This window comes from Pantoea sp. KPR_PJ, from assembly GCF_041386365.1.
Lineage (GTDB): Bacteria > Pseudomonadota > Gammaproteobacteria > Enterobacterales > Enterobacteriaceae > Pantoea.
Genome location: NZ_JABMIK010000002.1, coordinates 366,840 through 390,003, shown reverse-complemented (window position 1 = coordinate 390,003; position 23,164 = coordinate 366,840). Strand labels below are relative to the sequence as shown.

23 protein-coding genes and 2 riboswitches are annotated in these 23,164 nt (G+C 54.1%); of the genes, 5 read left to right on the top strand and 18 right to left on the bottom strand.

What is annotated here, in order from left to right:
- Positions 1-70: 70 nt before the first annotated feature.
- From HP564_RS06525 to metG, 5 genes are all read right to left on the bottom strand, one after another.
- Positions 71-1,768 carry an NAD-dependent malic enzyme gene (locus HP564_RS06525; RefSeq protein WP_371241333.1) on the bottom strand — a complete coding sequence of 566 codons (1,698 nt, stop codon included), beginning with the start codon at positions 1,766-1,768 and terminating at the stop codon, positions 71-73.
- Between the two features lie 154 nt (positions 1,769-1,922).
- On the bottom strand, positions 1,923-2,813 hold the full coding sequence (cdd, locus tag HP564_RS06520) for a cytidine deaminase (protein WP_371241331.1): 891 nt from the start codon (positions 2,811-2,813) through the stop codon (positions 1,923-1,925).
- 119 nt (positions 2,814-2,932) lie between these two features.
- Entirely contained in the window at positions 2,933-3,625 is a 693-nt protein-coding gene (locus HP564_RS06515; RefSeq protein ID WP_371241329.1) for a CidB/LrgB family autolysis modulator, read from the bottom strand.
- Positions 3,618-4,007 (bottom strand): CidA/LrgA family protein, encoded by a 390-nt coding sequence (locus tag HP564_RS06510; RefSeq protein ID WP_371241327.1) that lies wholly within the window; start codon positions 4,005-4,007, stop codon positions 3,618-3,620. Before HP564_RS06510 ends, HP564_RS06515 begins: the two co-directional genes overlap by 8 nt.
- Before the next feature lie 268 nt (positions 4,008-4,275).
- Positions 4,276-6,306, bottom strand: a complete 2,031-nt coding sequence (gene metG, locus HP564_RS06505) for a methionine--tRNA ligase (protein ID WP_371241326.1) — start codon at positions 6,304-6,306, stop codon at positions 4,276-4,278.
- A gap of 164 nt (positions 6,307-6,470) precedes the next feature.
- Between metG and apbC the strand changes: the two genes are divergently transcribed.
- The gene (apbC, locus tag HP564_RS06500) at positions 6,471-7,583 is read left to right on the top strand and encodes an iron-sulfur cluster carrier protein ApbC (RefSeq protein ID WP_371241324.1); all 1,113 of its coding nucleotides are present in this window, start codon (positions 6,471-6,473) and stop codon (positions 7,581-7,583) included.
- 23 nt (positions 7,584-7,606) lie between these two features.
- On the opposite strand, the gene HP564_RS06495 is transcribed toward apbC, so the two are convergent.
- Positions 7,607-8,035, bottom strand: a complete 429-nt coding sequence (locus HP564_RS06495; RefSeq protein WP_371241323.1) for a GNAT family N-acetyltransferase — start codon at positions 8,033-8,035, stop codon at positions 7,607-7,609.
- A 227-nt stretch (positions 8,036-8,262) separates the two neighbouring features.
- Between HP564_RS06495 and ahpC the strand changes: the two genes are divergently transcribed.
- The gene (ahpC, locus tag HP564_RS06490) at positions 8,263-8,826 is read left to right on the top strand and encodes an alkyl hydroperoxide reductase subunit C (RefSeq protein ID WP_033750273.1); all 564 of its coding nucleotides are present in this window, start codon (positions 8,263-8,265) and stop codon (positions 8,824-8,826) included.
- Between the two features lie 72 nt (positions 8,827-8,898).
- On the top strand, positions 8,899-10,467 hold the full coding sequence (gene ahpF / locus HP564_RS06485) for an alkyl hydroperoxide reductase subunit F (protein ID WP_371241322.1): 1,569 nt from the start codon (positions 8,899-8,901) through the stop codon (positions 10,465-10,467).
- A gap of 52 nt (positions 10,468-10,519) precedes the next feature.
- On the opposite strand, the gene HP564_RS06480 is transcribed toward ahpF, so the two are convergent.
- The 9 genes from HP564_RS06480 to HP564_RS06440 all read right to left on the bottom strand — a co-directional run bounded on the left by HP564_RS06480 (position 10,520) and on the right by HP564_RS06440 (position 17,277).
- Positions 10,520-11,479 (bottom strand): AEC family transporter, encoded by a 960-nt coding sequence (locus tag HP564_RS06480; RefSeq protein WP_371241320.1) that lies wholly within the window; start codon positions 11,477-11,479, stop codon positions 10,520-10,522.
- Between the two features lie 75 nt (positions 11,480-11,554).
- Positions 11,555-11,752, bottom strand: coding sequence for a hypothetical protein (locus HP564_RS06475; RefSeq protein WP_371241319.1), 198 nt, complete (start codon positions 11,750-11,752; stop codon positions 11,555-11,557).
- Between the two features lie 180 nt (positions 11,753-11,932).
- A riboswitch (TPP riboswitch) is annotated at positions 11,933-12,028 on the top strand.
- 352 nt (positions 12,029-12,380) lie between these two features.
- On the bottom strand, positions 12,381-12,848 hold the full coding sequence (locus HP564_RS06470; protein ID WP_371241317.1) for a DUF6392 family protein: 468 nt from the start codon (positions 12,846-12,848) through the stop codon (positions 12,381-12,383).
- Positions 12,845-14,530 (bottom strand): S-type pyocin domain-containing protein, encoded by a 1,686-nt coding sequence (locus HP564_RS06465; protein WP_371241315.1) that lies wholly within the window; start codon positions 14,528-14,530, stop codon positions 12,845-12,847. Before HP564_RS06465 ends, HP564_RS06470 begins: the two co-directional genes overlap by 4 nt.
- 14 nt (positions 14,531-14,544) lie before the next feature.
- Positions 14,545-14,937 (bottom strand): hypothetical protein, encoded by a 393-nt coding sequence (locus tag HP564_RS06460; protein WP_371241314.1) that lies wholly within the window; start codon positions 14,935-14,937, stop codon positions 14,545-14,547.
- Between the two features lie 474 nt (positions 14,938-15,411).
- Entirely contained in the window at positions 15,412-15,768 is a 357-nt protein-coding gene (locus tag HP564_RS06455; RefSeq protein ID WP_371241312.1) for a hypothetical protein, read from the bottom strand.
- A gap of 166 nt (positions 15,769-15,934) precedes the next feature.
- On the bottom strand, positions 15,935-16,282 hold the full coding sequence (locus HP564_RS06450; protein ID WP_371241311.1) for a hypothetical protein: 348 nt from the start codon (positions 16,280-16,282) through the stop codon (positions 15,935-15,937).
- 151 nt (positions 16,283-16,433) lie between these two features.
- A complete protein-coding gene (locus HP564_RS06445) occupies positions 16,434-16,766 on the bottom strand; it encodes a DEAD/DEAH box helicase family protein (protein WP_371241309.1) in 333 nt (110 codons plus the stop codon).
- Between the two features lie 295 nt (positions 16,767-17,061).
- Complete coding sequence (locus HP564_RS06440) at positions 17,062-17,277, bottom strand: hypothetical protein (RefSeq protein ID WP_371241307.1); 216 nt, start codon at positions 17,275-17,277, stop codon at positions 17,062-17,064.
- Positions 17,278-17,674: 397 nt separating this feature from the next.
- Positions 17,675-17,771, top strand: a riboswitch (TPP riboswitch).
- A gap of 34 nt (positions 17,772-17,805) precedes the next feature.
- On the opposite strand from HP564_RS06440, the gene thiM reads away from it, so the two are divergent.
- Together thiM and thiD are read left to right on the top strand one after the other, a co-directional pair.
- Positions 17,806-18,600, top strand: a complete 795-nt coding sequence (gene thiM / locus HP564_RS06435; RefSeq protein ID WP_371242004.1) for a hydroxyethylthiazole kinase — start codon at positions 17,806-17,808, stop codon at positions 18,598-18,600.
- Entirely contained in the window at positions 18,597-19,397 is an 801-nt protein-coding gene (thiD, locus tag HP564_RS06430; RefSeq protein ID WP_371241305.1) for a bifunctional hydroxymethylpyrimidine kinase/phosphomethylpyrimidine kinase, read from the top strand. The genes thiM and thiD overlap by 4 nt, the downstream gene beginning before the upstream one ends.
- 132 nt (positions 19,398-19,529) lie before the next feature.
- Here thiD and HP564_RS06425 read toward each other — a convergent pair whose 3' ends face one another.
- The 3 genes from HP564_RS06425 to HP564_RS06415 form a co-directional block, all read right to left on the bottom strand.
- A complete protein-coding gene (locus tag HP564_RS06425; RefSeq protein ID WP_371241303.1) occupies positions 19,530-20,216 on the bottom strand; it encodes a GntR family transcriptional regulator in 687 nt (228 codons plus the stop codon).
- A 100-nt stretch (positions 20,217-20,316) separates the two neighbouring features.
- Complete coding sequence (locus HP564_RS06420) at positions 20,317-21,777, bottom strand: mannitol dehydrogenase family protein (protein ID WP_371241301.1); 1,461 nt, start codon at positions 21,775-21,777, stop codon at positions 20,317-20,319.
- Between the two features lie 64 nt (positions 21,778-21,841).
- Positions 21,842-23,125: an MFS transporter gene (locus tag HP564_RS06415; RefSeq protein ID WP_371241299.1), complete on the bottom strand. Its 1,284-nt coding sequence runs from the start codon at positions 23,123-23,125 to the stop codon at positions 21,842-21,844.
- Positions 23,126-23,164: the final 39 nt, after the last annotated feature.

Sequence of the window (23,164 nt, the reverse complement as noted above, 5' to 3'; positions counted from 1 at the left end):
CAAGTTGCTGCCGGCTGGCTGATGGCTTTTTGCGCAATAGCCGGGCCTGAAACGGCCCGGCGAGAGTCGGCTAGATGGAGGTACGGCGATAGTGTCGATACTGCGGCAGCCAGAAATTACTGGCAACCGCCTGTGACAGCACGTCTTCTGAGGTGACTACTGCCACCCCCGCCAGCTGTGCGGCTTTGCCCACTTCCATCGCGATGATTTTTGACACGCCCTGAATATCTTTGATTTCCGGCAGCACCGGGCCTTCGCCCTCGTTCACCAGTGGTGAACAGTCAGCCAGCGCACGGCTGGCCGTCATCAGCATGGAATCGGTAACGCGCGTTGCGCCAGCCGCAATCACGCCAAGGCCAATGCCGGGGAAAATATAGGAGTTGTTACACTGTGCGATCGGATAGGTTTTACCTTTCCAGCTCACCGGCGAGAAGGGGCTGCCGGTCGCCACCAGCGCTGCACCGTCGGTCCAGGCGATAATATCTGCCGGTGTGGCTTCCACACGCGAGGTCGGGTTTGAAAGCGGCATGACAATGGGGCGCGCGCAGTGCTTGTGCATTTCACGAATGATCTCTTCGGTAAAGAGTCCCGGCTGGCCGGATACGCCAATCAGAATGTCGGGCTGCGCGTTGCGCACGACATCCAGCAGTGAAATGGCGTCACTGGCAGTATCCCACCCTTGCAGATTCTCGCTCTTCTGCACCAGCTTGCTCTGGAAATCGAGCAGGTTAGGCAGTTTGTCGGTCAGCAGGCCAAAGCGATCGACCATCAGCACGCGGGCGCGTGCCTCATCATCGCTTAATCCTTCCGATTTCATCTGCGCAATGATCTGCTCGGCGATGCCACAGCCGGCTGAGCCTGCGCCCAGGAACACCACTTTCTGCTCGCACAGGCGGCTGCCTGCGGCGCGGCTGGCGGCAATCAGGGTGCCCACGGTCACGGCGGCGGTGCCCTGGATATCATCGTTAAAGCAGCAAATCTCATCACGGTAGCGCTGAAGCAGCGGCATGGCATTTTTCTGCGCGAAGTCCTCAAACTGCAGCAGCACATTCGGCCAGCGGCGTTTTACCGCCTGGATGAAGTCGTTAACAAAGGCGTCGTACTCTTCGCCAGTGATGCGCGGATGACGCCAGCCCATATAAAGCGGATCGTTCAGCAGTTGCTGATTGTTAGTGCCTGCATCCAGCACCACCGGCAGGGTATAGGCCGGAGAGATACCGCCACAGGCGGTGTAGAGCGAGAGTTTGCCAATGGGAATGCCCATGCCGCCGATACCTAAATCACCGAGGCCAAGAATACGCTCGCCGTCGGTTACCACGATCACCTTTACGTTCTGCTTGGTGGCGTTTTGCAGCATGTCCTCAATGTGGGCGCGGTTAGGATAGGAGATGAAAACGCCGCGTGCGCGACGGTAGATCTCGGAAAAATGTTCGCAGGCTGCGCCAACGGTCGGGGTGTAGATAATGGGCATCATCTCTTCGAGATGGTTGTCGAGCAGGCGATAGAACAGGGTTTCGTTTGTGTCCTGAATATTGCGCAGGTAGACGTGTTTATCGTTGTTGTTTTTAAAGTCCTGGAACTGACGCCAGGCGCGTTCTGCCTGCTCTTCAATGCTCTCGACCGCTTCAGGCAGCAGGCCGTTGAGGTTAAATTCGTTGCGCTCTTCCAGAGAGAAGGCACTGCCTTTGTTCAGTAGGGGAAATTCCAGCAGGATCGGGCCAGCGTAGGGGATGTACAGTGGACGTTTACTTTCGTACTCGTGTTCCATGAATGGATGCTCCGGTTGCAATGTTGTCTGGCAAAAACGCAGACGCCAGTCGTTCTTTTTTTGTGTAGCTGGCGCACGATCCTATGAAATTTCTCGCTGATGTACAGCTTTTGTAAATAAAAGTTATTGCAAGTGTTGAAAAGCGTGCCGTGGCTCAGCCTTTATGCAGCGTAACGCATGTGAGCCGGGTGCACCCCAGCGCCTCCAGCGTGGCCTTTGTCGCGGCGAACTGATCCAGCGTGGCATCTTCCACTTCGGCCAGCGTGGCCGCTTCAATACTCTCGCAGGCTTCGCCCTGCATATTCAGCAGGATAAGCGCGGCCTGAAGCGGAGGCAGGCTGGGGTTAAAGGCGGCATTCTCGGCATAGCGCCCGGTGACCACGACCCCGCTGGCGGTGCGCAGCGCAATCCCGCTGTGTGAGCCGCTGTAGGGCGCGTGGCTCTGGCTGGCAGCCGCGATTGCCGCCAGCGCCAGGGCATCGCCCTGTGCCAGATAGCCGTGATCCACGTCATCTAACAGCAGGCTGGTGATATTGAGATCGCGCGGGCCAAACGCATCCGGCAGGTAGTCGGCCAGTGTCGACACGCGGCGGCCAGGCAGGCTGATGCGCAGGTCGGTGCCGCTGTTGAGCTCATTCATAAACTGGCGGCAGTGGCCGCACGGCGTATAGTTGACGGTTACGGCTTCCAGGCGGCGTTCACCACGCAGCCAGGCGTGAACGATGGCGCTCTGCTCGGCGTGCACCGTTTGCTGGAGCGCGACGCCAGTAAACTCCATATTGGCACCGAAATACCAGTAGCCGCTTGCGCCGCGTGCCACAGCACCGACGTTGAAGCGGGAGACCGGCGCCACGGCGCAGGCGGCCGCCAGCGGCAGTAAGGCCAGCGCCAGCGCGTCGGCGTCCAGTTGGGTCTGCTGCATTAGCGATGCAACCTGCTCCGGCGTCAGCGCCGCCTGAAACTGCGTATCGTCTAAAACCGGACGCAGTGCGCTTTGCAGATCAGCGGGCAACGCGTCGAAGGCGGAGATGAAACGTGGGTGCATGATAGCCTCGTTGAAATCGGGCGGCCGATTGCCGCCAGAGGGTTTATATGTGATCTGTATCGCTCTGACAATGCAACAGATTTGCATCGTTTCAACTTTGCGAGATCTCTCGCAAAGTTTTAACCCAGCATTCGCAGCAGCAGGGGAAAAATAAAGGGTGCCAGCAAAGAAGTGATGATGCCGCACAGCACCAGCGCCAGCGAGCTAAACGCGCCTTCCTGATAGTCAACTTCCGCTGCGCGTGCCGTGCCGAGCGCATGGGAAGCATTGCCGATCGCCAGTCCGCGCGCGGCACGGGTTTTGATACCTAACAGGTTGAGCACCATATGACCAAATACCGCGCCAAGCACGCCTGCAATCAGCACACAGATCGCGCTGATGGCGGGGATACCGTGCAGCGAGGCAGAGACCGCCATGGCGATAGGGGTCGTAACGGATTTGGGCAGAATGGTGGCGGCGATCTCCGGCGTAGCGCCCATCCACAGCGCGATAGCGGTGCCGGAGACCATCGCCGTGAGGCTGCCGATAAAACAGACGCCGATCAGCGATTTCCAGCGCGCGCGAATTTGATGCATCTGCTCATAGAGCGGCAGCGCCAGCGCCACCACCGCTGGCTGCAGCAGCTGGTTAAGGATCTGGCTGCCGGCGAAATAGCGCGCGTAGGGGATCTGCAGCACCAGCAGCAGCGGGATAATGATCGCCATCGCCACCAGCAGCGGATTGATTATCGAGATTTTCAGCTTCGCCGCCAGGCGGCGCGCCAGCATAAAGGCGCCGACGCTCAGCGGCAGCGACCACCAGATGTCACTCACTCGGCTTCTCCTGCACGCTGCGCGTATGAATTTTATGGGCGCTCCAGCCGACAATCGTCAGCACCAGGAAGGTGCTGATGACGACAGAGACCACGATGGGACCGAACTGCGCGCTCAGTACGTCGGTATAGTTGATGATGCCGACGCTGATGGGCACAAACAGCAGTGCCATATAGCGAATAAACAGATGGCAGCCCGGCTTGACCCAGTCAACCGGCAAAATTTGCGTAGCCAGCAGCGCGAACAGCGTCAGCATGCCGAGGATACTGCCGGGAATGGTGATCGGCAGCAGCAGGGCGATGGCGTTGCCCGCATAGAGGCAGAGATAGATGATGACGAAGGCGCGCACGTAGCGCCAGCACAGAGAGAGCAGAGTGGACATAGCAGGCTCCTGTTTTTACTGCACAACATCATACGCGACAAAGCATAAAAAAGGGCGACATTGCTGTCGCCCCTGATGACCGCAGGAAAGCTTGCGAGCGGGTGGCATGGCCCGAAGAGCAAAGCGTCCTGCGCCAGGGATGGCGCAGGACGAGCGGGCAGGGATGCCGTCTTTTGCGTTTTTGCGATCGGGCCATGCCACCCGCGATGGGCACGCTGTCGGGATTTTAAGGGCGACCCCAGGCCGCCTCAATTCCCGCCTGCGCCCTTTACTTAACCGGCATGCCCGGCTGCGCGCCGCTGTCAACGGAGAGCACAAACAGATCCTTCCCGCCAGGGCCAGCAGAGAGCACCATGCCTTCCGAGACGCCAAAGCGCATTTTACGCGGCGCAAGGTTGGCCACGATAATGGTCATCTTGCCGATCAGTACTGACGGATCGGGGTAGGCCGCGCGAATGCCGGAGAAGATCTGACGCTTCTCACCGCCCAGATCGAGCTGCAGGCGCAGCAGCTTATCGGAACCCTCTACCAGCTCGGCGTTTTCGATCAGCGCTACGCGCATATCGACCTTCGCAAAGTCGTCGATGGTAATGGTATCGCCAATCGGCGCATCCGCCAGCGGGCCGGTAGCCGGTTTACTGGCGGCAGCCGCGTCCTCTTTTGACGCTTCAATCAGCGCATTAACTTTGGTCATTTCAATACGTCCGTAGAGCGCCTTGAACGGCGCAACCTGATGGTTGAGCAGCGGCTGTGCAATCGCATCCCAGCTCAGCTCGGTGTTAAGGAAGGCTTCAGCGCGCTCGCTCAGCGCAGGCAGTACCGGCTTCAGCCAGGTCATCAGCACGCGGAACAGATTAATGCCCATCGAGCAGATCGCCTGCAGGTCAGCGTCACGGCCTTCCTGTTTTGCAACAACCCAGGGTGCCTGCTCATCCACATAGCGGTTGGCCAGATCGGCCAGCGCCATGATTTCACGAATGGCGCGGCTAAACTCGCGGGTCGCCCAGGCCTCGCCAATCTTCTCTGAGGCGTCGACAAAGGTCTGATAAAGCGCCGGATCTGCCAGCTCAGCCGACAGCTGGCCGTCGAAGCGTTTAGTCAGGAAGCCCGCGTTGCGCGACGCGAGGTTCACCACCTTATTAACGATGTCAGCATTTACGCGCTGCACAAAATCTTCCAGGTTAAGGTCGATATCGTCAATGCGTGAAGAGAGCTTAGCGGCGTAGTAGTAGCGCAGGCTGTCAGCGTCCAGATGCTGAAGCCAGGTGCTGGCCTTGATAAAGGTGCCGCGCGATTTTGACATCTTGGCACCGTTCACTGTCACGTAGCCGTGAACAAACAGGTTGTTCGGCTTGCGGAACTGGCTGCCTTCCAGCATGGCTGGCCAGAACAGGCTGTGGAAATAGACAATATCTTTCCCGATAAAGTGGTAGAGCTCGGTGGTTGAATCTTTCTTCCAGAACTCATCAAAATCCAGGTCGCCGCGCTTGTCACACAGATTCTTGAACGCACCCATGTAACCAATGGGCGCATCCAGCCAGACGTAAAAGTATTTGCCCGGCGCATCGGGGATCTCAAAGCCGAAGTAGGGCGCATCGCGCGAGATATCCCACTGCTGCAGGCCAGACTCAAACCACTCCTGCATTTTATTTGCTACCTGCTCCTGAAGCGCGCCAGAACGAGTCCAGGCCTGAAGCATGGCGCTGAATGAGGGCAGATCGAAGAAGAAGTGCTCAGAGTCGCGCATTTCCGGCGTCGCGCCAGAGACTACCGATTTCGGCTCAATCAGTTCGGTCGGACTGTAGGTGGCACCGCACACTTCGCAGTTGTCGCCATACTGGTCCGGTGACTTACATTTCGGACAGGTGCCTTTCACAAAACGATCCGGCAGGAACATCCCTTTTTCCGGATCGTAGAGTTGAGAAATGGTGCGGTTTTTAATGAAACCGTTCTCTTTCAGGCGCGTGTAAATCAGCTCAGACAGCACGCGGTTCTCATCGCTGTGCGTCGAGTGATAGTTGTCATAGCTGATGTTGAAGCCGGCGAAATCAACCTGATGTTCCTGACTCATATCAGCAATCATCTGCTCCGGCGACATGCCTAACTGCTGCGCTTTCAGCATAATCGGCGTACCGTGCGCGTCGTCGGCGCAGATAAAGAAAACCTGATTGCCACGCATTCGCTGGTAACGCACCCAAATGTCTGCCTGGATATGCTCGAGCATGTGGCCGAGATGGATTGATCCGTTCGCGTACGGCAGGGCGCACGTTACCATTATTTTTTTAGCGACTTGAGTCATAGTTTGCGTAGCTTTCTGTTGATTGAAAAAACGGGCTTAGATGGTAACTCATGCCCTGGCGGGCGTAAACACAAGGGCGGCGTCGCGTCGTCAACGCTGACATCTGATATGATTGTTGTGTTACCGCTGAAGCCAGCGACAGAAAAAATAAAAAGGAGTGGGGGATGACAGTACAATCCCGGACATCACATTCACCGGAAGGCCTGCGCGCCGTGGTCAGCGGTGTGCTCAGCCGCTTCCAGCACTCGACCCTGGACCACAATCTCATCACGTTAAAGGCGCTGCATCATGTTGCACAGCTGGATGGTAAGCTGCATATCGAACTTTGCATGCCGTTCGCCTGGGCGAGCGTCTTTGAAGAGCTAAAAGCTGAAACCAGTGCTGAACTGCTGCGCCTGACCGGTGCCAGTGCGATTGACTGGCGGCTGCATTACGACATCGCCACGCTGAAGCGCGTAAAAGGCCATCCCGGCATCAATGGCGTGAAAAATATTATTGCCGTCAGCTCAGGCAAAGGCGGCGTAGGCAAATCAAGCACCGCCGTCAATATGGCGCTGGCGCTGGCGGCGGAAGGCGCGCGCGTCGGCATCCTCGATGCCGATATCTACGGCCCGTCGGTGCCCAACATGCTGGGGACCGAGCACGAGCGGCCGACGTCGCCGGACGGGACTCATATGGCACCGATCATGGCTCATGGCCTGGCCACTAACTCCATTGGCTATCTGGTGACGGATGACAACGCCATGGTGTGGCGTGGGCCGATGGCGAGCAAAGCGCTGATGCAGCTGCTTAGCGAGACGCTGTGGCCCGATCTCGATTATCTGGTGCTTGATATGCCGCCGGGCACGGGCGATATTCAGCTGACGCTGGCGCAAAGCGTGCCGGTTACCGGTGCCATCGTCGTGACCACGCCACAGGACATTGCGCTAATTGACGCGCGCAAAGGCATGGTGATGTTTGAAAAAGTGAACGTGCCGGTGCTTGGCGTCGTAGAAAACATGAGTTTGCATATTTGCAGCCACTGCGGCTTCCACGAGCCAATCTTTGGCACCGGCGGCGCTGAGAAGCTGGTGGCGGATTATCAGACAGTGCTGCTGGCGCAGCTGCCGCTGCATATTAACCTGCGTGAAGATTTAGACGATGGCGAGCCAACGGTGATCCGTCGTCCGGAGAGCGAGTTTACCGCGCTCTATCGCCAGCTGGCAGGCCGCGTGGCGGCACGACTCTACTGGCAGGGCGAGGTCATCCCGGGCGACATCGCCTTCCGCGCGCTGTAGAACCGCCGTCCGCTGGCGTCGCATCAGGGCGCCAGCGGAAAGTGCATCAGCACATATTTTCCCTGCTCGCTTTCACCCTGCGCAATGATCTTCCAGCCATGCCTGAGATAGAACGCCTGCGCGGCCTTATTCATCAGCAGACATTTTAAGGCGCCGGTACTGCTAAACCGTCCCTGCACCTTTTCCAGCAGCGCGCCGCCGACACCGCGTCCCTGATAAGCGGGATCGACATAGAGGCTGTGCAAAAAATTGTCATTCTCCAGCACGCCTGCAAAGCCGACGCGATGCCCGTCAAGCTCCGCGACCCACACGGTTTCGCCCAGAATAACGCTGTCAAAATCTTCCAGCTGCCAGTGGCTGTCGTCGAGCCAGCGCCAGTTATGACGACGCACCGCCAGAAACAGCGTTCTCAGAAACGGCCGATCGGCCTCGGTAAACGATCGAATTAACACGCCTGCTCTCCCGCATCCTCTTTTCTTCAAAATTAGCAGCTCTGGCGAGAAAAGATAAACCGCGTTAAATCAATGTGCTTTGTGTGTAGAATGCGTGTGCGGTGTCAATAGCGGTGCGGCCTGTCGCGTTTGATAGCTTTCGTTTATCTGATTGATAACGACTGCATATTAGAAGTTGGCCCGAAAATTATGTAACTTGCATCACATCTTTTAGCGGAGGACTTCAGATGTCTATCATTAATACCAAGATTAAACCGTTCAAAAACGCTGCATTCAAAAACGGCGAATTTATCGACGTAACCGAGAAAGACGTTGAAGGTAAATGGAGTGTATTCTTCTTTTATCCAGCTGACTTCACCTTCGTTTGCCCGACCGAACTGGGCGACGTGGCTGACCACTACGAAGAATTCCAGAAACTGGGCGTAGACATCTACTCCGTTTCTACCGATACCCACTTTACCCACAAAGCCTGGCACGGTTCTTCTGAAACCATCGCAAAAATCCAGTACGCGATGATCGGTGACCCGACTGGCGCGCTGACCCGCAACTTCGAAATCATGCGTGAAGCAGAGGGCCTGGCCGATCGCGGTACGTTCATCGTTGACCCGGAAGGCATCATCCAGGCAATCGAAATCACTGCTGAAGGCATCGGTCGTGACGCGTCTGACCTGCTGCGTAAAGTGAAAGCAGCACAGTACGTTGCTTCTCACCCAGGCGAAGTGTGCCCGGCTAAATGGAAAGAAGGCGACGCTACCCTGGCTCCGTCTCTGGACCTGGTTGGCAAAATCTAACTTTCCTACCGGTTTTTCGATCTTTCTCTATCGGGTGCTGCGGCACCCGATTTCTTCTGACAGGAACTCACTATGCTCGACACCAACTTAAAAACCCAGCTCAAGGCCTACCTTGAGAAATTAACCCGGCCTGTTGAGTTGATCGCTACCCTGGACGAGGGGGCCAAATCAGCGGAAATTCGTGATTTGCTGACGGATATCGCCAGCCTGTCTGAAAAAGTCAGCTTCCGCGAAGAGAACGATCGTCCGGTGCGCAAACCCTCTTTTCTGATTACTAACCCTGGCTCGCACAGCGGCCCGCGCTTTGCTGGCTCGCCGATGGGTCATGAATTTACGTCACTGGTGCTGGCGCTGCTGCAAACCGGTGGCCATCCGTCCAAAGAGGCGCAGAGCCTGCTGGATCAGGTGGCGTCGCTGGACAGCGATCTGCATTTCGAAACCTATTATTCGCTGTCATGCCACAACTGTCCTGACGTGGTTCAGGCGCTGAACCTGATGGCGATTATCAACCCGCGCGTCTCACACACGGCAATTGACGGCGGCATGTTCCAGAATGAGATCACCGAGCGCAACGTCATGGGCGTGCCGGCGGTCTATCTGAACGGTAAAGAGTTTGGCCAGGGGCGTATGAGCCTGGCGGAGATTGTCGGCAAGGTCGACACCAACGCAGAGAAACGCGCGGCGGAAGAGCTGAATAAGCGCGACGCTTATGAAGTACTGATTGTCGGCAGCGGCCCGGCGGGTGCTGCCGCAGCTATCTATTCAGCGCGTAAAGGCATTCGTACCGGTCTGATGGGCGAACGTTTTGGTGGTCAGGTGCTCGACACCGTCGATATCGAGAACTACATCTCCGTGCAGAAAACGGAGGGGGCGAAGCTGGCGGGCTCACTGCGTGCTCACGTTGATGACTACGATGTGGACGTAATCGATACCCAGAGCGCCATCAAACTGATCCCTGCCGCTAAAGAAGGCGGTCTGCATGCGGTGGAAACCGCCTCTGGCGCGGTGCTGAAATCACGCAGCATTATCATCGCTACCGGTGCGCGCTGGCGCAACATGGGCGTACCGGGCGAAGAGCAGTATCGCACCAAAGGGGTAACCTACTGCCCGCACTGTGACGGTCCGCTGTTCAAAGGCAAGCGCGTTGCGGTCATCGGTGGCGGTAACTCCGGCGTAGAAGCGGCTATCGATCTGGCGGGTATTGTTGAACACGTTACGCTGCTGGAATTCGCCGGAGAAATGCGCGCCGATCAGGTGTTGCAGAATAAGCTGCGCAGCCTGAAAAACGTTGACGTGATCCTTAATGCGCAGACCACAGAAGTAAAAGGCGACGGCAGCAAAGTTACCGGTCTTGCCTATATCGATCGTACCAGCCAGACGGCGCACGATATCGCGCTGAGCGGTATCTTCGTACAGATCGGCCTGCTGCCTAACACCACCTGGCTGGAAGGCGCGGTAGAGCGCAATAAAATGGGCGAGATCCTGATCGACGCAAAATGCGAAACCAGCCTGAAAGGGGTATTCGCGGCGGGTGACTGCACCACGGTGCCCTACAAGCAGATCATCATCGCCAGTGGTGAGGGTGCAAAAGCCTCACTGAGTGCGTTTGACTATCTGATCCGCACCAAACCGGCTGAATAAGTTTTGCGATAGCCACGCAACTGCCCTGGAACGCCTGTTCCGGGGCTTTTTTTTAATAGCCAGCCAGCGACATCAGCATCATCCACACCGGCGTTGTCACCGCTGCAAACAGCGTAGAGAAAAGCATACTGGCCGCTGCCGGACCGGTCAGAACGTTGAATTTCTGTGACATCAGATAGACATTAACGCCTACCGCCATCGATCCCAGTAGCACCACAACCCGGCTCTCCAGCGGGGGTAAACCCACCAGCCAGGCGATTGCCCAGACGGTCATCGGCTGGAAAATCAGCTTCAGCAGACAGATGGTATAGCTTTCGCGCAGTCCGTCACGCACGCGGTAGTGCGCCAGACTCATGCCAAGCGTCACCAGTGACAGCGGCGCGGCGATAGCGGCAAGCATACGCAGCGGTTCGGCGGCGATCGTCGGCAGAGGCTGCTTTAAAAAACTCCAGGCGGTGCCGCTAAGGATGCCCACAATCAGCGGATTTTTCAGCACGCTGAGCAGCGTGCGGCCGATGCCATGTAGTGAAAAGCTGCCCTGTTTTGCCCATTCCACTGACAGCGTCAGCAATGTCCACAGGATAAGACTGTTAAACACCAGCACCAGCGCAACTGAAGGCAGCGCCTCCGGGCCAAGTAGCACCGTGGCGACCGGAATGCCCAGCATGACGTTATTGGAAAAGATCCCGCCCAGCGCAAACACCGTTCCCGCCACGCCGTCGAGCTTAAACAGGCGCGCGGCCACAAGGCGTCCGAGAATAAAAATCAGCAGACAGCTGCCAAAAAATGCCAGCAGCAGTCGGATATCCACCGGTGGGCTCTTGTAAAAGTCGCTCATCACACGAAACAGCATGCAGGGCAGGGCGACATTAAACACAAAGCGGTTCAGGCCTTCGCTGACGGAGGCGGGCCATTTGCCGAAACGCGTCAGGCCATAGCCAAGAAAAATTAAGATAAACAGCGGGGCGGAAAGGTAAATCTGATGCGTAAGCGTATCAAGCAAGCTGGGCATGGCACGTCTGTTATCTGAATCAGGTAACATCAGCCTAACATGTTGTTGTCAGTAGTGTAACCTTTCAGCCAGGGTTTAACCCAGCCAGCGACGTGCCTGCGCATCGCTGATATCGCGGTAGTAGACGCGATAAAGCGTCTGGTCACAGGTTCGGCAGCGAGCAGAAATGTGGGTGGAGAAATAGCTTCTGCCGTTCGGGGCAACGGCATTGGCGCGAGTAATTACAACATCCTGCCAGCGATGCCAGTGTGGGATAAGCGAGAGCAGTTTCATCAGGGTCCTCTGAGCGGATAGCCAGGATTACGCCGTACGGTGTGCGGGACTGAAGCATTAGGCTCGTTTTTTGACCATTACCGGTTGATCGGGATCATACTGATGGACACTAACTGGTACTACCTCTTTATGGGTAGGCATATTGCTTTCACCAGCAGGCTCTCCTGTGCTGCTGACGTAACATTCGACTCGGGGTGCCCTTCTTTGTGAAGGCTGAGAAATACCCGTATTACCTGATCTGGATAATGCCAGCGTAGGTTGCCAGGATTCTTATCGTTATTCATGTGGTTACATTTCTTTTGTCCGTGTGTAATGCACCTGAGGTACAAAAAGAGCGTACCAAAAAGAGATTTTTGATCGTGCATTTTTTAGTCGTTACTGGATTAGTTAAAATGTCGATACTGAGATCTGCGTACACGGCATTTGGTCGGCGGGGTTAAACCTGATCAGGCGAACGGTATTTTAAATCGTGCAGAAAAATACTGGCTTTACTTTTTCCTGAGTAAAAAATTACTTAAGGTTTTTTGTCAAGAATCGGGATGCCTGGGATTTGATTATTTTGCGATCTTAAGGGCAGTATTTTTACCAAGGACGAAAAAGCGGCCTACATGAGGCCGCATACAGTAAATCACCAACGAACTTCTGAGGTTGGCATAAAACCTAATTCGCGGACATAGTCATTGAGTTCATAGTCAATTTGTAATGTAACAGGTATATGAAAGTCAACTAATGCATATCGCTCAGTCCAACCAATGTCCCTGCGTAGTCTTTTTCTTGGCGGCAATGCTTTATCAGGCTCACCTAACTTATCGTGAACCCATGAGCGGGTCATGAGAGGTTGTAAGGGGGTTGGTAATCGATTGGGGAATACCCAATCTTTCTTTTCACTATCAATCAAAACTAATGTTATCTCTTTGAGGGATTTATCTTCACGTCTAAACGAAAGCAACACACCTTCTTTAACCATATTCAATGTAACAAATTCAGTACCAGAAAAACCCGAGGGCTTAGTTTTATATGGTATTAATTCCTTATCAAATATCTCCTGATAAGTCTTGCCTAAGTTACGGATTAGTGCTTCTACATTTATTGTCATTTGTCGTATAACCCCACGCTTTCATTTAATTCATGCATTTTTGCCTTTGCTTCATTCAGCTGTTTCTCTGTAGCTCCATGCTCTTTCAATGCTGATTCAATGGCACTAAAATTGCTTTCCACTGCTGATTTCAAATCACGTGAGTCCCGAGAGATCTGTTCTGGTTTATTGCGTCCACCAAAGGTTTCACTTATCTGTCTATGTACTTCCTGTGGTACAACAATTGCAGCAACGTCCTTAGCCATTATTTCCAGTTCTGTATCTTTTGCATCAGGGTAAAGACGTTTGTAATGAGCAATTACCGCAGCGGCGGAAGGCATGTGATCAGCCTCATACTTGCCCTGCCGTGAACGCCCTCTAAAATCACTATAAAGCTCAACTTCCAGCAGTTCTACCGGGGGTTTACTGAGGTAGATGTAGATCGGCAGGTGTATGTTCCCCGGAAACACCAAAATATAATCCCGAAAATCCTTCTCTTCCGGTACTCGTGTTGTGGTAATAGTCACGCCCTGAATATCAGGCTTTTCAAGCCCTGGAATCGTTACAGTAGCCGCTTGTGGGCTGTTATTGCCTGTATTCCAGCTACTTTGCGATCCCGGCGTACTGGCTGGTGTCCATGTAATCAGCGGTTTATCGCTTCGCTCGTCGCCCCAAAATTCATAGCTACCATCTATTTGCTTTTCCAGCATACGGACACGTACCTGATCACGCCCGCTTTCAGTACTGGTATGATAGCCAACGGCTTTTAATCGTCCCGTTTTATCGTCAGTTATCCAGTTATAGCGTACTCGGGTTGGTACGGTTCCCTTGCTGTAAGCGACTTCCAGTAACTTTTCAGGCGTTAGCAGATCGCTCTTGTCACCCTTGAGTTTTGACTGAACAATCGCCCCCATAACAACAAATGGTAAATTCATCGCAAGCGAGCCGCTCCAGACTTCCGGGCCTGAAAGGTGCTTCATGGTATGCGTAAGGGCTTTGGCTGCGTGCTGATTCGCTTTTACTGTAGCCCCTCCCGCTGCTGCCATTCCTGCTTCTGCTGAACCCCCCATGACAACCGGAGGCGAGGGAAGTGGCATTGCTTCAGCTTCACCAAAGATGAAACCTGTCACTTTATCAAACAGTGATTTTTTCTTCGGCGGTTCTGGCGGCGGCGGTGAGGTTTTCTTCTTCTTTGCGGCCTGTGCGTGCTGTTCTGGCTCAGGGGCTGGCTGTGATGGCCTGGACTGATAGAAACTCATTTCGCCAATGCTGGTTTGTGGCTCCTCTGCTGTTCCCGCATCAGTATTGCCAGTACCGCGAAGTACTGATTTAGCGAATACCGGAATGACTGTTATCGCTTCTTGAGTCCCCTGACTGGCTGAAAGAGGGATTACATTGGATGGTACAGCGGCTGTCCTGCTTTCTCGTGATGAACACCCCGAGTAATGAGAGGTCGCAAATACAACATTATTTTTACATTTGCAAAGTACGGTATCACCGTCTCCGACAATCAGTTTGCCGTCACCAATCCACCCCTTATATGTTGCAACAATGGGGAAAGAATCCTTGCAGTTATTGCAGTATGCCATATCGCCATCGACAGCAAGTTTCACCCCTTCATCAGATATATTTGCCGAAGCACTGACGATTTGACCAAAGGATGTTTTATCGCCTAATTTAGCAAGTTGCTTTTGCCTTCCCATAACAAAATCCCTTTTCAATGTACTTTTGAGGACGCAACGCCATCAGGCGACGAAACAATCCATTCACTACCCGAATAAGTCATAACACTTACGTAAGTACTGGCAGTCAGTAACGGTTTATCGGTGCCACTGGTCTGTGATATTGCTTTTCTTGCCCTTGTTTCAATAACATTTTTCGACATGTCATTGAGGTGCTGAATGTCCTGACAGTAATCGTTAAAATGTACTTTCCAGTATTCGTCTATCGATTCAAAGAAATCTTCTGAAAAACTTAAAATCGCGGGATTGATGTTTTGATCGATATTGTCACTAACAGGGAATCCAACAGGGAAGTATACAGTACGGTATATCCTGGTGATTTTGATCAAACGTCTGAAATCATCACCTGTAAAACCAAAAATCATCATGACTCAGTAATTTGATTGTTTGACCTTTCTTTCAAGCATCATCTGAGTGACATTGAAATCGGTAAATGGTTAGACAGCCCATACGTTACCATCCCGTTGATTCATGACCAGGTTATTGATAGTCGCATCAAGTCTGGATGTGTAGAGGGCGAGGCCTCCGGCACGTCACCATGCCCTCCGACCCATTGCGGTTCGAGCCACGGCGTACCGTTAGCCATTTCAGAAATGCGAGCAACCCCCCATAAGGGGAGCGTTGAGTAGTACTGGTTTTCACTGGGGGAGCAAAAATAGAGTCCCTGTTCCATAACATCCTGTACTTAAACTATTTTTTTTAGCGGCTATTGTCACATGAATGGTAAGGTTATGTACGCTATTTGTACAGTGTAAGAAGTGCTACAGAAAATTCAAAAAATTAAAAAAGTACAGTACTATCATTAAATAAGGCCACTTTCGCGACCTTGTTGAACACCTTGTTCATTGAGAACGATCAAGTACCATGTACGCTGGCTGGCACATGCTGCCGCGTTCCTGTAGACAGTAGTAATCAAGATCGGCTACACGCACATTCAGCCCCGAATCCACACGGTTGATCTGTAACCGTAGCCCTACAGTATCTTTGTATGACAGACCTGATTTAACAACGTATTTGTACTTAACCCCGCTTTCTTCTTCAAATGACCTGAGATAAGGGGGGATCTGCTTCTGAATTTCTTTCAAACAAATAACTTCATTGCCAGCAATAAAGGTTTTTTCGATTTTGCCGTCAGGTACTGACGCTATTGACGAAACAGAACAATAAAATAATATTACTACGATAGAAGCCTTTTTCATTTTAATATTCTCTATTGAAGATTAGTACTTAATACTTCGCCAGTGTCAACATAGAACGTACAGGAGACTCTATGTTTTTAAACGCACCGAAACCGTTTTGAGCTTGTGCTCTGTGCCTGTAAAGAGTGACTACTTTTTTGTCTTTGTCATACCCGTTATATGAAGATTATTTGGGTTCAGTAATTCCGTCAGTCCATGTAAACTGGTGCTGAGCAAAGTTTTCTACAGCTACCCTACAAATATAATCTTCTGCTTTATGTTTTAACGCGTAGCAATGAGCATCATCGAGACACTTAGCATCTTCCTCTTTTGCCTGTCGTTCTTTTTCGGCGGCAAGAGCGGCATCCTGTGCGGCCTTTTCTGCTGCTTTGATTCGTTGTTCTTCGACGAATTTGGCGTAATCAGCAACTTTCGAAATATTATTTTCACGGGCGACAGGAAACTCTTTACCGTCCTTGAAACCAGGTTTTTGTGCTCTGGCCTCATCGCTTGAGGAGCGGGCGGCACTTGCCACAAAGCAAGTACAATGATCAGTACAGGAACCGTATAATTATTAACGAGTTTATAGGGTAAGTACTTTGCCCGGAGAGTACCGTAACCCAAAACAGCCCAGCCTATCGCGGCAGTACTTGCCAGTAGCTGGCACAATCCAGCGACGGAAAGCATTACGGCCGACCAGAAGCCAGTACCAGTGGCGAAGAAATCACCAAGCTTTTCCAGTGCCGCCAGACAAAGAAAGACTCCCCAGAATCAAGATCTTCATTTATGAGTCTTTTATTTCTGGGCACTAAATCGCTAATCAGTAATTTGCAGTTATTAAAATTATTAGCTGTATCTGTAGCGAGTTTATGTGTATTTTGTACGATAATAAAATTTTCAGCACTACCTTTTATGTTAAGTGCCCGATTGATCATATTACATAATGAAGTAGTTTTCCCTGAACCACACTCAGCAGATACATACTTAAAATTGGTGTAAATAGATGTAGGATTAATCATTTGTATGCGCTCCCTGTTGATAAATTTAGAAAGGCCGATTCATGCGAGTGAATCGGCTTTTTCTAGGGGGGTAGTTGTTTAACTGGGGGCTGTGTAAATGCTTAAATTTTAATTTTGCATGCCAGTTTTGCATTTCGTAATTTTATTATTTCTTAGCTTCTCTATGTATTCTTTTGGTAATCGCACTTTTAATATGTCACATATTCGTGCTGAGGTTATATCGCTACATATCCTGTTTTCATTTTGATCAAAAGTCAGTGATATTTCTGATGTAATTCTTTTTTTACGGACTAATTTATTTAGCGTCTTTCTGTTTGTGCGTATTTCCCTTTTCTTCAGCTATTATTCTCCATAATTTTTTTCTTTTGCTAAGATATTGTTGCAGCCCTTTTGTTGCAACAATACGCATATCTGGTGGGGAATTGTTGAAATACAGGGCTTCTTCATAATATTCTTCCAGTCTTTTTAGATTAGATAATATTTCATTTCCTAAATTATCTTTTACTTTCATTTTAATACCTATGTGTATAAGATTTTATTTTCAGATTTTAGTATTGGTCACAAAAAAGCCTTTTTTCATGAGAAAATAACAGTTAATTACTGTCTCTACAGATTATTTCTGTTGGAGGTAATTACATAGCGGTAAGTAATGAATAAAGTAGGGCATCTACTTTATTTTTCTAAACATGATTCAAAACTTCATTTGGCGATAAAAATGATTAATTCTGTCCATAGATTCTACCTATAACCGTTTTACATGGGTAAAGAATAAACAAGCATTTTGTTTTCCTGTGGGGTACAAAATGGGGTACAGGCTGGGGTACAATGCTCAATAGTGAGATTCGTAAAAACAACCTTATACAAACAGGTAAGCTTACATAACTCACTAATTAATAAAGAAATGTAATCTACACGACTCGGGGTGCCCTTCTTTGTGAAGGCTGAGAAATACCCGTATTACCTGATCTGGATAATGCCAGCGTAGGGAAGTCAGATGCCTGACCGCATTCGCCTTCTTGTTCGCCGGTTGGGAGTTATGATGATTCACACGCCTCAACCCTTTTCCGACGCCGCTTTCGCGCCCGTTCTTAGCCGTTTTGTGCATCAGCCGCCGCTTGTCCACTGCATGACCAATGAGGTGGTGCAAAACGTTACCGCCAACGTTTTACTGGCGCTTCACGCCTCGCCCGCGATGGTGGTCGATAATGAAGAAGCGGCCCAGTTTGCCACCCTTGCCGATGCCTTACTGATCAACGTAGGCACGCTGACCCGCGATCGTTGTGAGGCCATGCTCGCCGCCGTAAGGGCGGCGCACGCCGCTCAGACACCCTGGGTGCTCGATCCTGTTGCGGCCGGCGCCCTGACGTTGCGCACCGATTTCTGCCACCGGTTGCTGGCGCAACAGCCTGCCGCCGTGCGCGGCAATGCCTCTGAAATTCTCGCGCTGGCGCGGCAGGGCGCAGGCGGACGCGGCGTGGATACACAGCATCCGTCGGAGGCAGCGCTTGAGGCGGCACGCGAGCTGGCGCTGCGACACCAGACGCTGGTCGCGATCAGCGGTGAGGTCGATTACGTCACTGACGGCCATCAGACGCTCAGCGTGCAGGGCGGCAGCGCGCTGATGACGCATGTGGTGGGCACCGGCTGCGCACTCTCCGCCGTAGTGGCCGCGTTTTGCAGCCTGCCAGGCGACCGGCTGAGCAACGTTGCCAGCGCCTGTCGCGTGATGGCGCGCGCGGGCGAGCGGGCTGCTGCGCAGACTGACGCGCCGGGCACCTTTGCCACGCTGTTTATCGATGCCCTGTGGCAGCAGGCACAGGAGGCGCGCGCATGAAACGTATCAACGCCTTAACCATCGCCGGTACCGATCCCAGCGGCGGTGCAGGGATCCAGGCCGATCTCAAAGCCTTTTCAGCCCTGGCAGCCTACGGCACCAGCGTCATTACCGCGCTGGTGGCGCAGAACACCTGCGGCGTACAGTCGGTCTATCGCATTGAGCCGGCGTTCGTTGATGCTCAGCTCAATTCAGTGTTAAGCGATGTGCGCATCGATACGGCGAAAATCGGTATGCTCGCTGAAACGGCAATTGTGCAGCTTGTGGCGCACAGGCTGAAACAGGCAGCCATTCCTTTTGTGGTGCTGGACACGGTGATGGTGGCCAAAAGTGGCGATGCGCTGCTGTCGCCCGACGCCATCGCCAGCGTGCGCGAGCTGCTGCTGCCGCAGGTCTCGCTGATCACGCCGAATCTGCCGGAAGCGGCGGCGCTGCTTGAGTGCGCACCTGCGCATAATGAAGAGGTCATGCTGAAGCAGGGGGAAGCGCTGCTGACGCTTGGCTGTCAGGCGGTGCTGATGAAAGGTGGCCATCTGAGCGACCGCGAAAGCCCCGACTGGCTGATCACGCGCAGCGGTGCCGAGCGTTTTAGCGCGCCGCGTGTGAATACGCGACACACGCACGGCACCGGCTGCTCACTCTCTGCGGCACTGGCGGCGCTGCGTCCCCGCTGTGCAGACTGGGCGGAGACCCTGCGCGAGGCGAAAGGCTGGCTACAGCAGGCGCTGGTTCAGGCTGATACGCTGGAGGTGGGCAGGGGGATCGGGCCGGTGCACCATTTTCATCGCTGGTGGTAGGCCAGAGTCGCTTCAGTATGCGAGAGGACGAGCCGATCCCGCCCCGGCCGTTTTATCGCGCGCTCATCCACAGGCGACAGAACAGAACGCAAAAGGCCAGCAGATGGCTGGCCTTTTATGACTGACAACGGTCTACGGTGATTCAAACCATTCGCTGTTGCGCTCGGCAATCGGCGTAATCGAGAAAATCATCTCCTGTAAATGGCGACGCATCGCGGCTTCGGCTGCGTCGGCGTCATGGGCCTTCAGCGCTGACAGGATCTCCTCATGCTGCTCAATCAGGCTTTCTGGCGGAGAGACTTCGCTCAGCGTCAGGAAACGTACGCGATCCATCGCCGCTTTAATATTCTCTACCGTCTCCCACGCCAGCGCGCAGTTGATGCTCTCGGCAATCAGCCGATGAAACTCATCGTCAAGGCTGAGGAATGCCTGACTGTCGTGGCGGTCGGCGGCCAGTTTTTGCAGCTGCAGATTATGGTCGAGCGCCATCAGCGCGTTGGCTTCAATCTCCAGCGCCGCGCGCCTTACCACTGATACCTCTACAGCTTCGCGAATAAATCGGCCGTCCGCGACGCGGCGTGCGGAGATTTTACGCACGAAGGTGCCGCGCTGCGGCAATACCTGCACCAGACCCGCTTCCGCCAGCTTGATAAAGGCTTCGCGCACCGGCTGACGCGACACATTGAACCGGGCTGACACTTCTTTTTCTGACAGCAGCGAACCCGGCTGAATGACGCAGGTCACGATATCCTTACGCAGATAACGATAGATCTGCTGGTTAACCGGTTCGCTGGTGGTGATGGTATAGGCGATTGACATGCGGCATATCCGTATCACGGCTGGCAGCAGCCAGCCCGTTGGGAAAGTGTCAGTCTAATCAGCGCGCTGCGACTGCGCCAGCGCTTTTGATACTGATCAATTACGGCGACCCCACCACCTGCGCCACCGTGGCGCGCGCGCCATGCTCGCGCAGCTGCAGCCAGAAGCGCGTCAGCGTTGCGACTACCTCGGCATTCTGCGCCAGATCCTCGCCAAATACCGCTTTCATGCCCAGCAGCGCCTTCACGCGCGCTTCGCCTTCGTCGCTGGTAGCCACGCGTTCCGCCAGTTCCGCTTTCAGCGGATCGCGGATCGCGATCGGCGCGCCTTGCTCGTCCACGCCGCCGACGTAGCGCATCCAGCCCGCCACACCCAGCAGCAGCAGGTCGCAGTTGCTGCCGTTGCGCAGGTGCCAGCGCACGCTATCGAGCAGGCGCTGCGGCAGCTTCTGCGTGCCGTCGGTCGCTATCTGATAAGTACGATGCCTGATGGCGCGGTTTTCATACCGCGCGATCAGCGAGTCGGCGTAGGCGGTGAGATCCACACCCTGGGTGCGCAGCGTCGGCGCCTGTTGCTCCAGCATCAGCCTGCGTGCGGCAGTGCGCAGGTTCGCGTCCGCCATGCAGTCGCTGATGTGTTCATAGCCGGAGAGGAAGCCGAGATAAGCCAGAAACGAGTGGCTGCCGTTAAGCATACGCAGCTTCATTTCCTCAAACGGCAGCACGTCCTTAACCAGCTCTGCGCCTGCCTGCTCCCAGGCGGGCCGGCCGCTGACGAAGTTATCCTCGATGACCCACTGAAAAAACGGTTCCGCTTCCACCGCCACCGGATCGCGGCTGCCGAGACGCTCGGCAAGCTGCGCAAACGCGCTGTCGGTCATGGCCGGAACAATGCGATCGACCATGGTCGAGGGGAAGGTGACATGCTGCTGGATATAGTCCGCCAGCGCGCTATCCTGCCGCTGCGCCAGCTGCACGATCACGTTGCGCGTGACGTGGCCGTTTTCCGGCATATTGTCGCAGGACATCACGCTGAAGGGCGGCAGGCCTGCGTCGCGGCGGCGGCGGATAGCGGCCAGAATCAGGCCCGGCAGCGAGTGCGGCGCACTGGGATGGGCCAGGTCATGCACAATATCGGGATGGTCCGGGTTGAGATCGCCGCTGGCGGGATGATGGCAGTAGCCTTTCTCGGTAACGGTCATCGAGATAATTGCCACGTCCGGCTGGCTCATCGCGGCAATCACTGCCTCAATGCCGTCGCTTTTGCCATGCAGCGCCGAAGTAATCACGCCGATAATCCGCGTGTTGAGCGAATCGTCGGCCATTTCCGTCAGGCTATAGAGGTGATCCTGCTGGCGCAGCGCCTGGATCAGCTCGCCGCTGTTGAGGTTAACTTCACAGTAGCCCCAGTCGCTGCCCTGTTCCGCCAGCTTGTCGCTGCATAGCGCCTGGTGCGCGCGATGAAAAGCGCCAAAGCCGATATGCACCATGCGGGTTTTCAGTTTGCTGCGATCGTAGCGCGGGCGCTGCACGTCGGCGGGAAGGCGATCAATCTCTAACATAGTTCGTCCTTATGGCAAACGGGGCGTCCTGCGCCCCGTGATTCAGTCATGTGAAACCTGCTGCTTACGCCGAAATCGGCTTATTGCTCGCTTTCGGGCTGCGGATAACGAACAGCACCAGGAAGGCGCCGACGGCAGCGACACCGCCTGCCAGCACAAAGGCGCTGTCAAACTTGCCGGTATGCTGCACGATAAAGCCGGTGACGATCGGACCGATAATGCCCGACAGGCTGCCCACCAGATGGATAAAGCCGCTGATGCTGCCGACGCGGCTCTTGTGCACCACGTCCTGAATAATCGCCCAGTAGATGGCGCCGGTGATGTAGAGGAAGAAGATAGAGATCGACATCATCATTACCGCAGAGTTGACCTCTTTTACCGTACCCGCCAGCGCCACACAAACGGCGGCGGCGAACAGTGAGACCACCAGCACAATTTTACGGGAGAGCAGTAACCTGCCGGTAATATTGAAAATCTTGTCTGAGATCCAGCCGCCGAGCGCGAGACCGACGAAGCCGACAATCCACGGGATCATGGTGGTGATCGACATTGATTTAATATCCAGGCCGTGCGCCTGCACCAGATAGGCAGGGAACCAGCTCAGAAAGAAGAACAGAATATAGTTGTAGCAGAAGAAGGCGAAAGCGGTGACCAGGATAACCGGCTGACGCAGATAGTAGCCAAATCCGTGCGACGCCTGCGCCAGATCCGCCTCTTCGCCCGGCTGCTCAGCTTTCAGTTGGTCGACCAGCGCGCGCTCCTCGGCGGAAACGAGCCGGCTCTTCGCCGGGCTGTCTGCTGACACAAACAGCCAGATAGCCATCCATACCAGACCGATCAGGCAGATGATGACGAAGGCCGGCCGCCAGCCGAAAGCGAGCGCGAGATAGCCGATAATGGGCCCGGCGATCGCGCCGCCCAGCGGCGAGCCGGCGCTCAGCAGGCCCATTGCGGTCGCCGCCTGTTTTTTCGGAAACCAGCCGTTAATCGCTTTGTTGGCCGAGGCGCAAATAGGGCCTTCCGCCATGCCGAACAGCACGCGCAGGATCAGCATCGACCAGAAGCCTGTCGCCAGCGCGGTCATGCCGCAGAACAGCGACCACATGCCGACCGCGATGCCGAGGACGATTTTGGGGCCGAAGCGGTCAGTGGCGATGCCGCCAACAAAGTTGAACAGGGCATAGCCGAAGAAGAAACTGCCGAAGATCATGCCGAACTGTTCGGCATTGATCGCCAGATCTTTTTCTACCAGCGGTAAGGTCAGAGAGAGGGCAACACGATCGAGGTAATTGATCATGTAAACAAGAAACAGCAGCAGTACGATTGTCCAGCGCAGATTTTTAAACATAGTGGCTCCAACGCTTTTTTATAGTGATATAACACCGGC